The sequence below is a fragment of the Brucella intermedia LMG 3301 genome, from assembly GCF_000182645.1.
Taxonomy (GTDB): Bacteria; Pseudomonadota; Alphaproteobacteria; order Rhizobiales; family Rhizobiaceae; genus Brucella; species Brucella intermedia.
In genome coordinates this window covers 1,083,478-1,096,394 of record NZ_ACQA01000002.1, presented here as the reverse complement: position 1 = coordinate 1,096,394, position 12,917 = coordinate 1,083,478, and the positions used below count along the sequence as shown (strand labels likewise).

Here is a 12,917-nt window from a genome sequence, read left to right as displayed (position 1 = left end):
ACATCTCTTTCCCTCCCGAGGTAATCATGCAGCAATCTGTATTACCGGATACCGACCCCATGCTCGATGTTGCGCTGGCCTACGCAGCGCGTAACTGGCCTGTATTTCCATGCCGTGCCGCCGATGAGGAATTCGTCGACGAGGACGGCCTTATCGAAATCCTCGCCACCAAAACTCCGCTGACCTCAAATGGGTTCCGCGGTGCGACGCTGAATGAACGCATTGTACGCGAACTCTGGCGTCGCAATCCCGGTGCTATGATCGGCGTGCCTACCGGTGCGCCTATTGGTGCGTGGGTGCTGGACATCGACCCGAAGCACGGCGGGCCGGATACGCTCGCAGCATTGGAAGCCGAGCACGGCGCATTGCCCGCGACGCTGACGGCCGAAACAACGAGCGGCGGGCGTCATTACTTCTTCAAGCACAAGGCGGGCGTTCGTAATCGCGGGGCATTGGGTGCTGGCATCGACGTTCGCGGAGACGGCGGTTATGTCATCGCGGCCTGTAGTGTGCCTGCTGTTGGCCAGCCTTACCGCTGGCTGGTCGATATGGAGCCCGTCGATGCGCCGGACTGGCTGCTGGAGCTTGTCTTGCCACGGTCATACGACAGCACGACCATGTACCAGGCGCCGTCGGTGTCTGGCACGATTAATGACCGATACGTCGAGCGGGCGGTACAGTCTGAGCTTGACGATCTCGCCATGGAGCCGATGGGGAACCGCAACAATCGTCTGAACGACGCTGCGTTCCGGCTGGGTACGTTCGTCGGTGCTGGTGCGCTGGCGGAATCCGAAGCGCGGGCATTGCTGCAAGATGTGGCACGCGGCTGGGACAGGGACTTCCCACGTTGCTGCAAAACGATCGACAATGGGCTGAAGGCTGGCAAGATGCATCCGCGTCAGGCACCAGAAGCCGTCAACGACAATACCAAGCTCGTGGACATTACACGCATGCTCGACAATGCGCGGGCGAAGGTGGAGGGCGGAGAGGTCAACCCAGAAGAACTGGTGACGACCGTCCAGATTGATCCAGAGAAGTTACCGCCCATCGAAGAAGAGCTCACCGACCAACCCATCCTCGCAGCTACGCCATTCCAGTGGAAAGACCCGTCGACACTGCCACGCCGCGAATTCGCTTTCGGCCGGCATTTCATCCGCAAGTATGTCTCAGTCACTGTTGCACCGGGCGGCCTTGGCAAAACCGCAAACAGCATTGTGGAAGCGCTCGCGATGGCGTCTGGCAAGGCTCTAAACGGCGTCAAGCCGCCGCGCCGGCTCAAGGTCTGGCTCTTTAACGTGGAAGATCCGCGCGACGAGCTTGAGCGACGCATAATGGCGGCGTGCATCCACTTCAACCTGAAGCCGGAAGATATAGACGGTCATCTGTTCCTCGACAGTGGCCGTGAGCAGGAACTTGTCGTTGCCATCGACGACAAGAAAGGCGTCAAAATCCAGGAGCCGATCGTCGAGGCAGTTGCCGAAACCATCCTTGCCAATGGGATCGACGTGATGATCGTCGATCCGTTCGTGTCGACGCACCAGGTCAACGAAAACGACAACGGTGCTATCGACAAGGTTGCGAAACTCTGGGCGCAGATCGCGGACTATACGAACTGCTCCATCGACATCGTGCACCACCTGCGCAAGGTGAGCGACCGCGAGGCTACCGTCGAAGACGCACGCGGCGCTGTGGCTCTGATCGGTGCAGCGCGTTCGGTGCGCGTGCTTAATCGTATGTCAGAAGCGCAAGCCAATGAGGCGGGCATTCCCGGTATGGATCGGTTCGGCTACTTCTCGATCACCTACGGCAAGTCGAACCTTACGCCGCTGTCACACCGGCTGGACTGGCGGCATATCGAAAGCGTCGCATTGGGCAATGGTCGTGGGCTGACCCAGCCGCAGGACCATGCGCCGGTCGTCACTGAATGGCATTGGCCGTCGAGCGAGGAAGTGGCAGAAGGGCTGACCGATGAACAAAAAGAAGCTATCCGTGGCGCTGTAAACGGCGGCATGTATAAGCAGGCGCCGCAGGCAAAAGACTGGGTTGGGCACGCCGTGGCATATGCGCTGGGGCTGGATGTCGACGACGAAGTGCAGAAGAAGCGTGCGGGCCTTATTACCAAGGCACTCTTCAAGGAAGGTTTCCTGGCGAAGGTCGAGGAGCGCGATCCAGTGCAGCGGAAAACGACATCGTTTGTGCGGGCGGTTTGATTCAACTGATGCCAGTATAACTTTGCCGCTCGCATTTGCGTGCCCTATCTCATAAGATTAGGCGGTGCCGCCTACGAATCTTCCTCGATCAAATTGGAATACACTATGGACAGTGCGGTGCCCTTCCTGCATGCGCGTGGTCAGTCGGCTGATGAAATTCGGCTGTTGGATTGGAGCCGGAACCCCATAGGGGTGCCAGCGAGTTGGCCAGCGCCCTTGGTCACTGCAGTACAGATGATGTTGGCTTCGCATTTCCCCAAAGCAATCATTTGGGGGCCGGAGTTTACGACGATTTATAACGACGCTTTCCGACCAATTCTCGGGGAAAAAGAGAATTGCATGGGGGCTTCGTTTCGCGATATCTGGTCGGAGGCGTGGGATGAGTTGTTGCCCATGGTCAAGAAAGCTTACGCTGGCGAGGCGACATTTATCGAAGACTTTCCGCTCGTGATCGATCGACACGGATATGATGAACAATGCTATTTCACATTCTGCTACAGCCCGATCTTTGATGAACAGGGTCGGGTCGGCGGGATGATCGACACGGTCATTGAGACCACGCAAAAAGTGGAAGCCGAAAAGCACGCCCGGATTCTGAATACCGAACTCGCTCACCGCATCAAGAATACCTTCAGCGTGGTGTCCGCTATTGCGAGCCAGACATTCAATAACAATGCCGATGAAGAGGTCATTAATACATTCATAAAGCGGCTTTCTGCGTTGGGGAACGCGCATGATGTACTAAGGCTCGGCAAAAGCTCGGAAGGTTCGTTGCGTCAGATCGTATCTGGAGTAACAACTGCGCTTGCAGTAGACGATCGCGTTCACATGGCAGGGCCAGATGTATCGGTAGGCCCGAAGGGCGCATCGACCATTTCGCTATTGGTCCACGAATTGACAACAAACGCGATTAAGTACGGTGCGCTTTCTAACCCTACGGGGCAAGTGCAACTGAACGTTGCTATATCCAAAAGGCAGGTTGAGCCGGTTTTCTCAATGAATTGGATCGAAATCGGAGGACCGCCGGTAGCCCCGCCGACAAAGACAGGTTTTGGCTCCAAACTCATAAGAATGGGGCTTCTTGGTTCGGGGGAAGTTAGGTCCGAATATAAACCAGAAGGGTTCAGCGCAGAGTTTACCGCACCGCTGCTGCAGCTCCAGGGAGAGGGGCGTTTGTTTGACTCAACTTGATATCGGCCGGATATTAAATCGTGAAAGCGGGGCTTCGGCTCCGCTTTTTTTATTGAGTACCGTGAGCGCTGATGTCCTGGGTGTCCGACTTTCCGTTTGAGAAAAATATCAGGGTGAGCAGCGCAAACACCATTATGATAATAGCAACGTCGAAGGCGTTTACAGCGCAAGCGATGCCGATAGCTCCTGTCGACCACAGACTGGCCGCTGTTGCCGTACCTTTGACCGATGAACTTAAACGAAGGATTGCACCACCACCGATAAACCCCATGCCGGTGATCACGCCTTCAACAATGCGCGCGAGTGCTTCGGGGCTTTCGGAAGTAATTCCCTCTGTCGCTTGGATGAAGCCGCAACTGGCAACTGCGACCAGCGGAAAGGTCCGAAGGCCAGCGCTCCGTTCTTCACGTTCTCGGTGCCACCCTATCGGCAACGCCAGGATGTACGCGGCGGCAAGCGCTATAATATGTGGCCAGACGTTGAAATTATCGGACTTTAGCGCCTCTTCGAGCGCGATCTGAAGCTGATCCATGTTTCTATCACTCTGGGTCAATGGCTTCAGTAAACGGAGTTAGCCGGTTTCAGTTCCAAACAAGCAACCTTATGGCGTCAATACCATACAGCTCGAGTTATTGGACAAGCTAATAGCGGTTTCTCGGGCCGCTTTCTTATTGCCGCGACCAATCCGGTGTGATGCCGTTCGTGCCCATGATCCAGTAAGTTCCCCCTGTATTAACAAACCAAACGCTGAAAATTGCGCACAGGACTAGGAATACGATGGCCGAGATAGTGATACGCGCTTTACAAGATCTGCGCCTCAACAGGAGATATACGCCTGCACCAACAACAGCAGATGACACATAGGCAGCAATCATAAATGGCCCTTATTGGGAAGAAGACGGAAGCCCAAGCACGGTGTTCGATAGCCCGTTTTGTTGGTCCCAATAAAATTTGCGCGGCGTATCACGAGAGTTCACACATTGCTAACCATAAGTGAAGTGGCTCGCCAACTTTTCGCCGTATGGCAATCAGCAAATGTTGCATCGGAATTCAACCGGAGACGAACAATGTCAATTGGACGGAAAATCGGCGCCTTTGGCCTCACCGCTGGCTTGGCCGTTTCACTTACCTTTTTGCCGGCACTGACTGGCGGCACTCATACCGATGCTGCTTACGCCAAAGGAGAAGGCGGCGGTAATGGCGGAGGCAACGGTGGCGGTCACGGTGGTGGTCACGGCGGCGGACATGGAGGAAGTAAGGGTGGAAATTCCAGCCACTCCGGCAAGGCAGACTCGCATCGATCATCTACCAACAAGTCGATCAGTCATAAATCGGGTTCAGTCACGAAGTCGAGCGTTACCAAGGCAAGTGCAACAAAGGACAAGAATACGCTTGGTCCTTTGAACGCAGCGCATGCATCGGCGACTGCGCGAGCAAACGCAGCTCCGAATTCAGCCGTTGGTAAGATCGCATCCTATGAGCAGGCAAGAGATAGCGCCTTGGCGATCAGCGATCCGATTGAACGGGAGCGGGCTCTGGTCGAGGCAAAAGACCAGTTGGAAACGGCATTCAACCGCACGATTTCAGAGAAAGAATTCTCTCAGATCGACAGTCTGTTGGACGAATAAGACTGGCCTTGCAGAGAAAAGGAAAGCCCCGCCATCGAGCGGGGTTGGGAATGAAGATAGCGGAGCTTAAGCTCCGCTTTTTTTCGTGGGGTAAGATCGAAGGCGATATTCGAGCGCTCTCTTAGTCACTTGAAAGTTGAGGGCAGGACAGATCGCCTTCTTCGCATTTCAGGTGTTCGGAAAGTTGCTTGCTTCTGTCGGCTGTTAATCTTTCCCGGCACATAGCGTATACCATCGGTTGCACCGTGCCGCCCTCTGTTCCTGAGGATGAAAATTCACATTCTGCATCTCGGAATTTAATCCAAGCCCGTTGTGATATGGTCAGAAGCTTCTTAGCGTCGTTGCCAGCAAGACGCCTTTCAAGCTGTTGGTAAAGCGAATTCAGTTTCTTGTCCGCTTTTTGAAAGCCCTGACCGGCACACTTGTTCATTGTTGCCTGATCTTGCGCGTTATCGCACTCAGAGGATGCTGAAGCAGAGCCCGAGAAGAACATAGCTGTTAACGCTATGGCGATATATTTAAGCATTATGCTCTCCGTTACTTTAATGTGATAATAATGGAAGAAATACTCGTAAATTATAAACCATGCATCTGGAATTGCCCGCGATGGTTAATTAGAAGAGGAGCGCATTACTTATTAGAGAAAGCTGATATTAGTGCCGGAAGTTACTTACAGCATGCTATCGCCGCGTTAGACGTGCCCCCCGCCATCGATCGGTGGTTTTCACTGACTCCGCTCGACCGCGAAGCTTGGGGCGTCTTCGCCTTTGCCTTCCTGCAGAAAGTCGATTAGTTCACCCATTAATGCTTCGGCTACAGGTTTGATCATTGCCAATTCGATTGCACCTGTATCTGTTTTGAGAGTGAGAATTCCGACCAGAGGATCATGGTTGAGCACGGTATAGCCCGCACCTAGAATTTTGTTGAAGCCGGTACGACCGATTTTAGCCATTGTTTCCTCCATCAGGTTCGGATCAGCTAACCTCTATCACTAAAAATTGGAGAGAACGATACGCGGTTCGGCTCGACGGTCAGGGGCGCTTCGCCAGGCGCTCGGAGATTCTGGCGCGATTAATAGCTACGGCATCTTCGGTCGGCTCCCAATCATTGCACCATACATCGGGGAAGCCGTCTAGCAGTTGATCGATGTTGGTAAACTGCGGGGAATATCCACGCGCGAGCATTTCGTCGATAATCGCTGCCTGTCTTTTGGCGAGGTAGCCAAGCCGGGGATAGAAAAAGCGAACGTGCCCCTTACCCAAGGTATAAACGGATGGGTTGCGGGCATCGGTGGGTGCTTCTCCTCGCTCTATCGCTGAGCGTACTAAAGCGAAAACACGCGGCAATTCCCTATACTCAGCTATAAGATGGGGGCCGGTTAATTCTGACGGGTCTACGCAATTAATACGAGTCACAGTGCCACTTAACGCTCTGCTATTTGAAAGCGGGGGATATAGCCGGGAATCTCAGATTCAGGCAAGTACCGCTGCTGCCAAAAGTACCTTGCCCAGCCGCCCAATACAACCCGATGTCATAATCAAAATACAACTTCTGATACTGCGCACTTCTTTGTGCGCACTTCTCGAAAAGACCTAAAAGAAGTTCGCAAATGCACGCTGCTTTTGGTGCGTAAGTGTTCTTATATAGAAACTTACGCACAAAGCGCGCGGCGCGCAGTTCTCGAGTTTTGAGAAGTGCGCACTTTTCCTGATTTTTGCCAATTCCAGAATACAACCTGATTTGAGGTCGGGCGCAAAATTTTCGCCACGCTGCGTCGGCCATTAACACCACATTTATTGAGGCGCTGCACACTCGCATCGTCTCTACCAGTTTCTGCTTGACACATTCGTTCGAGACTCATTCCATCTTTATATCGGACTACCATCCGATTCACGCCGCTACCAACGGCATACCGCAATAAACACGAGGAGCTCACATGGCACGCAACCGCACGCGCGCGCCTTCATCTACGACCACGACCGCCACCAAAACGCAAACCGTCCGCATCAACGGCGCCCGTGTCAAGATTACCACCCGCAATGGCCGCGTTACTACCAAGCCCGCCTTGCCGCTCGAATGGGAATTACAGGCGGCACAAGTAGCCAGCCTGCGCCGCCTGCCACAGTACCAACGCCAGTTCCTGCTGGCGGGTGACATGAACGCCAGCAAGCGTGGGCCAAGAGCCCAGGCCCAGGCAATCGCAACAGGAATGGCCAGCGGCGAACCTGACCTTCGCATCTATGGCGAATACGGGCGTCTGCTGATGATCGAGAACAAGGTCGGGCAGGGAAGACTGTCGCCGGCCCAGAAAGACCGCCACGCTGCCCTACAGCGGCTGGGCTACACGGTTCTGGTCATTCGGGCCACCACAACGACAGAAGCCGCTGAGCAGGCCGTTACGGCGGTTCTGGAGTGGCTGGCAGAGACGCACACCACCAAGGCCGCCTAACCAACCAAACCAAAACACGAGGAGTAATTATGTCACATCTCAATTCCAAGCCGACTATCGCAACTAGTGCAATCCATGGATGGACATTGCCCGAGCGCAGCCCAGAGCAGCGAGAAGCCACGAGAGAGCGACTGCGTCTCGAGCGCGCCCGAGAAGTGAAGGCAATTGCCAAGATGCGCCGTCGCATCGAACGGCGCCAGTCAATCGGGAACGATTGGGATGGTCGCGCTGCAAACGATAATATCGCATGGCCCTTGGCCGTGGCGCTGGTCAAAGAGGGTAATACCGAGCTTTTGAAATATGCGATGATGTACCGACGCATACACACTGCAGCTAAGAGTAACGCTCTTCTAGGAGGGTCGGCAGTTTCCCTAGGAGATGGCATGGCACTGGATCGCCATATCCATGTGAAGTCAAACGGCAGCATTGCGTACAAACATGTTCGTCAATCCACCGCCGCAAGTGTTGACATCCCGGCGCAGCGAAAATCAATCACCGACGCAGAGACACAGCTTTCATCCGATAAGTCAGAAAGCGGGTATACAAGCATTCCTAAGCCGTGGCGAGGCGATGTATCTGTGAATGAGATGATTGATGCGAAGCAGAAGTTGCCCCGATTGCAATCTGCATTGGGTTACCTTTGCGAGCCCTTTGAGTTAGCTTGCATCGATGGGAAGACGCTAGCAGAAGTTGGGGCAACCGTAGGTGTATCTAACCGAAGCGGCGCGCAAGGGGCGGGACGAGCTCTTGTCCATACAGCACTTATCACATTACGAGACATCTTGGGAGATTTACGGCGGAAAGACATAGCGGCCTGACGCATGCGCTGAATGTCCCAAAGCTTGGTAATAGTGGGAAGGCAATCTTCCACATTATTCCAAGTTCTGTGCGCACAGGCTGATGCCAGCGACAGACGCTCGGCCACGATGTGAGCCGGGCGTAACTATCGGCAAGGCAGCATAGCTGAGAAGGTTGCGGTTCGTTCGTGGCCGTTCCTTGCCATTTCAACAGCAAACGCAGCATCATCATACGGATGAACGCGACCCGCCTGTATTATGCGCAGGAACGGTGACCGTCACATCGTGGTCGGGATAACCATGGGCACCCGGATGCTGAAAAGGCCACTGCAGGGTCGTTCGTTTGCTGCATTCATCCAGCGTCGTTTCTCCTCCGGCTGCTGGTTCGGCGGGTTGAGCCTATTGCGGTAGGCTCCCCGCCGGCACGATTGGCTTGATTGATTGTTGGGCTCTCCTAATTGATAGTTTGAGGAGCCAGACATGACGTATTCCGCAACGAAGAGTCCGTTTCGTACCGGTGTCCGAGGGCTATGCCCGAGGTGCCAACAAGGACACCTGTTCAAAGGCTATCTAGCACTAGCCAAGCAGTGTGAGGTTTGCGGTCTGGACTATTCGTTCGCCGATCCCGCTGACGGCCCCGCATTCTTTTCGATGTCGATCGCCGCGGTGCCTGCGCTGCTATTCGGTATCTGGTTGCAATCAGTTTTTGATCCACCGATCTGGGTTCATGCAATCACGACCCTGCCGATAATCGTGATTGCATGTGTTCTGTTGTTGAGACCAATTAAAGGTTGGTTGGTCTGCTCCCAGTATTTTCATAAAGCTGAGGAAGGAAGGATTGATACCGACTGGCGGCCAGGTCCGCGATAGTCTGTTTCAACTGGCTGGCTCAACGGAATCTACCGGTAACGACTGCCGCGGCCCTTCATGAGCATGCATGCAACCAAGGCCACCAGACCGACGGATGCCCACGCCGATGCGGTTCCGGGATTTTGTCGTGCGTATTGCACAGCACGCTGGCCATGTTCACGTGCCCCTTCGGCGAGCACATTCACCGCGTCCTTCGTGGACGCAAGGGCGTCGTCGGTTGCGCCGGATAGATTCCCGAGATGATCTGACAATCGGGACGATAGGCTGCTGATTTCCTTGCGCAGTGCGTCGATTTGTTCGGAAACCATGCCTTCGGTGGTCTGTGCCATTTCATTCTCCTTTTCGATTACGAGGAGAGAACGGGCGTCATCGATTAATTGTTCCATTCAATTTCAGCGGGCAAGAGCGCTGGTGTGCTCGCCGGTCTCATAAGCCGGATATGATCGGTTCGATCCCGATGCCCGCAACCAATTAAAGAGCAGCTGACTCTTAATCAGCTGTGCGAAGGTAAGCATGACCAGACGTGATCAGCGCAGCACTGAAGCCGCATCTTACCGCAAGCTCTACAAGACATCCCGCTGGCAACGCTTACGTGAGCGGCAACTGACCGCGCATCCATTGTGCGTCTACTGCCTGCAGCAAGAGGATGTCACGCCTGCCACGGTATGTGACCACGTCCGGCCACATAGGGGCGACGAAACGCTGTTCTTTGATCCCGATAACCTTCAAAGCCTCTGCGCTCCCTGCCATGACCGCGTCAAGCAGCGTGAAGAGCTCGGCCAAGATGTCATTCGGTTCGGACCGGACGGGTGGCCGATAGCATAACCATGCAATTCTCGACCTCTTGCATGGTTCAGGCGGGTGAGCTTCGGCTCCCCGCCTCTTTCATATGAGGTCGGCAAGGAGTCGAGACCTTGGATCTATTTGGAAATTGCATCTCCGCCCCATTAGCGGACAACGATAACCGCCCTGATTATTCGAGGCTTGGTAGGTATGCAGAGTTTCTGGTTTGCGCTGATATCACCAAGAATGGATACCACGCTATTCATTCAGATACGTCTGGGTTCGACGTCCTTATGATAGCAGGCCACAAGACGTATCGAATTCAGGTTAAATCATCATCTATCATTAGGCGCCAACGCGCTGAATGGAGATGCAGGATATCCGTGGACCGACGCGGCGGTAACGCTAGCCGGAAGCGTGAGCTTGATCGGCGTGATGCCGATATACTGGCTCTCTTCCATAATGACTTGGAAACTATCGTTTATCTGCCGGTTTTGCCTGGGTGCGGGCATGTGAAGCTGCCTGTCAGGTATTTGAAGGAAGCAAAAACGATAGAAACCCTTCAGAGCGCCATATCAGTTATGGACGGAACGACAGTTCACTATATCCCCGAAGGTATCCCGGCATAGACGGGGGGATCAAAAAGCGCCCAAGTCCGCAGTCACAGGACCAGCGGGGACCGACAGCGCACGCATCTGCAATTCAAAACATGACCCCATAAGGATTTCATTCCATGGCAAAGCCGAGAAATCCCCTCGGCAAAGCAAAGGTCGAGGGTCGCGACAAAATCAATGCCGGTCGGTACAATAACCGCGCCGAACCGGCCGCAAACGGCCCTCTTGGGGCTCCTCCCGTTTGGTTGAAGGATAGCGCTGAGATCAAAGCGAAGTCAGCCTGGAAGCTTTTCGCCAAAGAGCTGCCGTGGCTGAATGAATCGCATCGAACACTGGTCGGAATGGCCTCGACTATTCAGGGCCGCATCATGGCTGGGCAGGAAGTTGGTGTGCAGGCAATGAACCTGCTTCGCCAGATGCTGGGCCAGATGGGTGCGACACCTGCTGACGCCTCCAAGGTCGCGACACCTGACGAGGGCGAAGAGAAGGATGATCTGCTTGACTGATATGCCTGCGCTTGAGCGTGTGAGCGCTTATGCGCAAGCTGTCATTGATGGCAGTGAAGTTGCTGGCCCTCACGTTCGTAATGCCTGCCGCCGCCATTTCGACGATCTCGAACACGGTCACGAGCGCGGCCTGTATTGGGATGACGACGCCGCCGATCGCGTGTTTAGGTTCTTTGAAGGTCGGCTCAAGCTTTCTGAAGGCCAGTTCGAAGGCAAGCCATTCAAATTGCATGCCTCACAGGCGTTCAAGCTGGGTTCGCTGTTCGGCTGGAAACGTGCTGACGGTTCGCGCCGCTTTCGGCGCGCCTATATCGAGGAAGGCAAGGGCAACGGCAAATCGCCGTTTGCTGGCGGTGTCGGTCTATACGGACTGATTGCCGACAAGGAAGCCGGCGCGCAGATCTATGCCGCTGCTGCCAAGAAAGAACAGGCTGGAATTCTTTTTCAGGATGCCGTGAAAATGGTGCGCGCTGCTCCTGCATTGGTCGAGCGGTTGAAATTCAGCGGCGGTATCGGGCGCGAGTTCAATATCGCGCATCACAAGTCGCAATCGTTTTTTCGTCCGATCTCGAAGGATTCCGGCAAGTCTGGCTCTGGTCCGCGACCGCACTTCGCGCTTTGCGACGAAGTCCACGAACACCCAGACCGCTCGACGATGGAAATGCTTGAGCGCGGTTTCAAGTTTCGTCGCCAGCCTCTGCTGTTGATGATTACGAACTCGGGCAGCGACCGAAACAGCATTTGCTGGGAAGAGCACGAGCATGCCGTCAAGGTTGCAGCAGGGACGCAGACGCCGGATGAGGATTTTACCTATGTCGGCGAGGTGATCGACGACACGACATTTTCCTATGTCTGCGCGCTGGACAAGGGCGACGATCCGCTCAAGGACGAAACCTGCTGGAAGAAGGCTAACCCGCTTCTGGGCGTTATCCTGACGAAGGAATATCTGGCCGGTGTTGTCGCGCAGGCAAACCAAATGCCGGGCAAGCTGAACGGCATTCTTCGGCTGCACTTCTGCTGCTGGACCGATGCCGACAAGGCATGGATGCCGCGCGAGACCGTCGAAAGCGTAATGGACGATTTCGATCCTGAAGTCGAACACGCTGACAAACCGGTTTTCATGGGCGTCGACCTGTCCGGTAGCAAGGACATGACCGTGCTTGCGTGTGTGGTGCCGACTGGCTTCAAGGAAATGGAGCGCGAGGATGGGTCTACCGTCAATCTGCCGACGTTTGATGCGTGGGTTGAGGCTTGGACGCCAGCTGATACGCTGGAAGCGCGAGAACAGGCTGACAAGGCGCCATATGCGCTTTGGGTAAAGCAGGGCTGGTTGAATGCCCCGCCAGGCAAGCGAATTCGATATGACTTCGTGGCTTCGCGGGTGCAGCAAATCGATCACGCCTTCGATATCAAGGCCATCGCCTACGACCGATATGCCTACGACAAGTTCCACGAGGAAGTCGAAGCGCTCGGGTTGGACATTGAACATGTCGCACACCCGCAGGGCGGTAAGGTTCGGGCACGTCCCGAGCCAGCAAAGGTAGAAGCGGCGAAAGCTGCTGGCTTACCGCCGCCTCAAGGCTTGTGGATGCCGGGCTCGGTTCTGGCGCTCGAAGACATGATTATCGACGGTCGCATTCGCACGCGGCGCAATCCGGTACTTATGACCGCCCTGATGGGCGCCACCTTCGATCATGACCCGCAAGACAACCGATGGTTCGTGAAGACGAAGGCGTCAGTGCGCATCGACGCTGCTGTCGCTTTGGCAATGGCGGTTGGTGTAGCGATGGACGGCGCGGTTATGCCGAAAGAATCCGTCTACAAGAAACGCGGCATCCGAATGGCCGGCTAATCGGAACAAGGAAAGAT

General features: G+C 54.9%; 14 protein-coding genes and 1 tRNA gene. 10 read left to right on the top strand and 5 right to left on the bottom strand.

What is annotated here, in order from left to right; translation table 11 throughout:
- Window positions 1–26: 26 nt before the first annotated feature.
- Window positions 27–2,210: a bifunctional DNA primase/polymerase gene (locus OINT_RS22535; RefSeq protein ID WP_006469241.1), complete on the top strand. Its 2,184-nt coding sequence runs from the start codon at window positions 27–29 to the stop codon at window positions 2,208–2,210.
- A 105-nt stretch (window positions 2,211–2,315) separates the two neighbouring features.
- Complete coding sequence (locus OINT_RS17580; protein ID WP_006471953.1) at window positions 2,316–3,401, top strand: sensor histidine kinase; 1,086 nt, start codon at window positions 2,316–2,318, stop codon at window positions 3,399–3,401.
- Between the two features lie 49 nt (window positions 3,402–3,450).
- On the opposite strand, the gene OINT_RS17575 is transcribed toward OINT_RS17580, so the two are convergent.
- Window positions 3,451–3,933: an MgtC/SapB family protein gene (locus OINT_RS17575; RefSeq protein ID WP_006471954.1), complete on the bottom strand. Its 483-nt coding sequence runs from the start codon at window positions 3,931–3,933 to the stop codon at window positions 3,451–3,453.
- A 535-nt stretch (window positions 3,934–4,468) separates the two neighbouring features.
- Here OINT_RS17575 and OINT_RS23905 point away from each other — a divergent pair.
- Window positions 4,469–5,029, top strand: a complete 561-nt coding sequence (locus OINT_RS23905; protein ID WP_006471955.1) for a hypothetical protein — start codon at window positions 4,469–4,471, stop codon at window positions 5,027–5,029.
- Window positions 5,030–5,150: 121 nt separating this feature from the next.
- On the opposite strand, the gene OINT_RS17565 is transcribed toward OINT_RS23905, so the two are convergent.
- The 3 genes from OINT_RS17565 to OINT_RS17555 all read right to left on the bottom strand — a co-directional run bounded on the left by OINT_RS17565 (window position 5,151) and on the right by OINT_RS17555 (window position 6,444).
- Window positions 5,151–5,555 (bottom strand): lysozyme inhibitor LprI family protein, encoded by a 405-nt coding sequence (locus tag OINT_RS17565; RefSeq protein WP_006469237.1) that lies wholly within the window; start codon window positions 5,553–5,555, stop codon window positions 5,151–5,153.
- Window positions 5,556–5,753: 198 nt separating this feature from the next.
- Entirely contained in the window at window positions 5,754–5,981 is a 228-nt protein-coding gene (locus OINT_RS17560; RefSeq protein ID WP_006471956.1) for a hypothetical protein, read from the bottom strand.
- A gap of 79 nt (window positions 5,982–6,060) precedes the next feature.
- Window positions 6,061–6,444, bottom strand: a complete 384-nt coding sequence (locus OINT_RS17555; RefSeq protein WP_039853344.1) for a pyrimidine dimer DNA glycosylase/endonuclease V — start codon at window positions 6,442–6,444, stop codon at window positions 6,061–6,063.
- Window positions 6,445–6,965: 521 nt separating this feature from the next.
- Here OINT_RS17555 and OINT_RS17550 point away from each other — a divergent pair.
- From OINT_RS17550 to OINT_RS23120, 3 genes are all read left to right on the top strand, one after another.
- Entirely contained in the window at window positions 6,966–7,478 is a 513-nt protein-coding gene (locus OINT_RS17550; RefSeq protein WP_006469233.1) for a VRR-NUC domain-containing protein, read from the top strand.
- A 29-nt stretch (window positions 7,479–7,507) separates the two neighbouring features.
- Entirely contained in the window at window positions 7,508–8,296 is a 789-nt protein-coding gene (locus OINT_RS17545; RefSeq protein WP_006471958.1) for a hypothetical protein, read from the top strand.
- A gap of 459 nt (window positions 8,297–8,755) precedes the next feature.
- Window positions 8,756–9,145: a DUF983 domain-containing protein gene (locus OINT_RS23120; protein ID WP_006469230.1), complete on the top strand. Its 390-nt coding sequence runs from the start codon at window positions 8,756–8,758 to the stop codon at window positions 9,143–9,145.
- Between the two features lie 29 nt (window positions 9,146–9,174).
- On the opposite strand, the gene OINT_RS17540 is transcribed toward OINT_RS23120, so the two are convergent.
- Window positions 9,175–9,474: a hypothetical protein gene (locus OINT_RS17540; protein WP_235691681.1), complete on the bottom strand. Its 300-nt coding sequence runs from the start codon at window positions 9,472–9,474 to the stop codon at window positions 9,175–9,177.
- A 66-nt stretch (window positions 9,475–9,540) separates the two neighbouring features.
- On the opposite strand from OINT_RS17540, the gene OINT_RS17535 reads away from it, so the two are divergent.
- The 4 genes from OINT_RS17535 to OINT_RS17515 all read left to right on the top strand — a co-directional run bounded on the left by OINT_RS17535 (window position 9,541) and on the right by OINT_RS17515 (window position 12,900).
- Window positions 9,541–9,611, top strand: a tRNA-Met gene (locus OINT_RS17535).
- 47 nt (window positions 9,612–9,658) lie between these two features.
- Window positions 9,659–9,970, top strand: coding sequence for an HNH endonuclease (locus OINT_RS23115; RefSeq protein WP_039853341.1), 312 nt, complete (start codon window positions 9,659–9,661; stop codon window positions 9,968–9,970).
- Between the two features lie 691 nt (window positions 9,971–10,661).
- Entirely contained in the window at window positions 10,662–11,048 is a 387-nt protein-coding gene (locus tag OINT_RS17520) for a phage related protein (protein WP_039853339.1), read from the top strand.
- A 1-nt stretch (window position 11,049) separates the two neighbouring features.
- Complete coding sequence (locus OINT_RS17515) at window positions 11,050–12,900, top strand: terminase large subunit (RefSeq protein ID WP_039853337.1); 1,851 nt, start codon at window positions 11,050–11,052, stop codon at window positions 12,898–12,900.
- Window positions 12,901–12,917: the final 17 nt, after the last annotated feature.

Coding starts and splice junctions, on each gene's coding strand:
- OINT_RS22535 (WP_006469241.1), top strand. CDS start 27: ATGCAGCAATCTGTATTACCGGATACCGACCCCATGCTCGATGTTGCG.
- OINT_RS17580 (WP_006471953.1), top strand. CDS start 2,316: ATGGACAGTGCGGTGCCCTTCCTGCATGCGCGTGGTCAGTCGGCTGAT.
- OINT_RS17575 (WP_006471954.1), bottom strand. CDS start 3,933: ATGGATCAGCTTCAGATCGCGCTCGAAGAGGCGCTAAAGTCCGATAAT.
- OINT_RS23905 (WP_006471955.1), top strand. CDS start 4,469: ATGTCAATTGGACGGAAAATCGGCGCCTTTGGCCTCACCGCTGGCTTG.
- OINT_RS17565 (WP_006469237.1), bottom strand. CDS start 5,555: ATGCTTAAATATATCGCCATAGCGTTAACAGCTATGTTCTTCTCGGGC.
- OINT_RS17560 (WP_006471956.1), bottom strand. CDS start 5,981: ATGGCTAAAATCGGTCGTACCGGCTTCAACAAAATTCTAGGTGCGGGC.
- OINT_RS17550 (WP_006469233.1), top strand. CDS start 6,966: ATGGCACGCAACCGCACGCGCGCGCCTTCATCTACGACCACGACCGCC.
- OINT_RS17545 (WP_006471958.1), top strand. CDS start 7,508: ATGTCACATCTCAATTCCAAGCCGACTATCGCAACTAGTGCAATCCAT.
- OINT_RS23120 (WP_006469230.1), top strand. CDS start 8,756: ATGACGTATTCCGCAACGAAGAGTCCGTTTCGTACCGGTGTCCGAGGG.
- OINT_RS17540 (WP_235691681.1), bottom strand. CDS start 9,474: ATGGCACAGACCACCGAAGGCATGGTTTCCGAACAAATCGACGCACTG.
- OINT_RS23115 (WP_039853341.1), top strand. CDS start 9,659: ATGACCAGACGTGATCAGCGCAGCACTGAAGCCGCATCTTACCGCAAG.
- OINT_RS17520 (WP_039853339.1), top strand. CDS start 10,662: ATGGCAAAGCCGAGAAATCCCCTCGGCAAAGCAAAGGTCGAGGGTCGC.
- OINT_RS17515 (WP_039853337.1), top strand. CDS start 11,050: ATGCCTGCGCTTGAGCGTGTGAGCGCTTATGCGCAAGCTGTCATTGAT.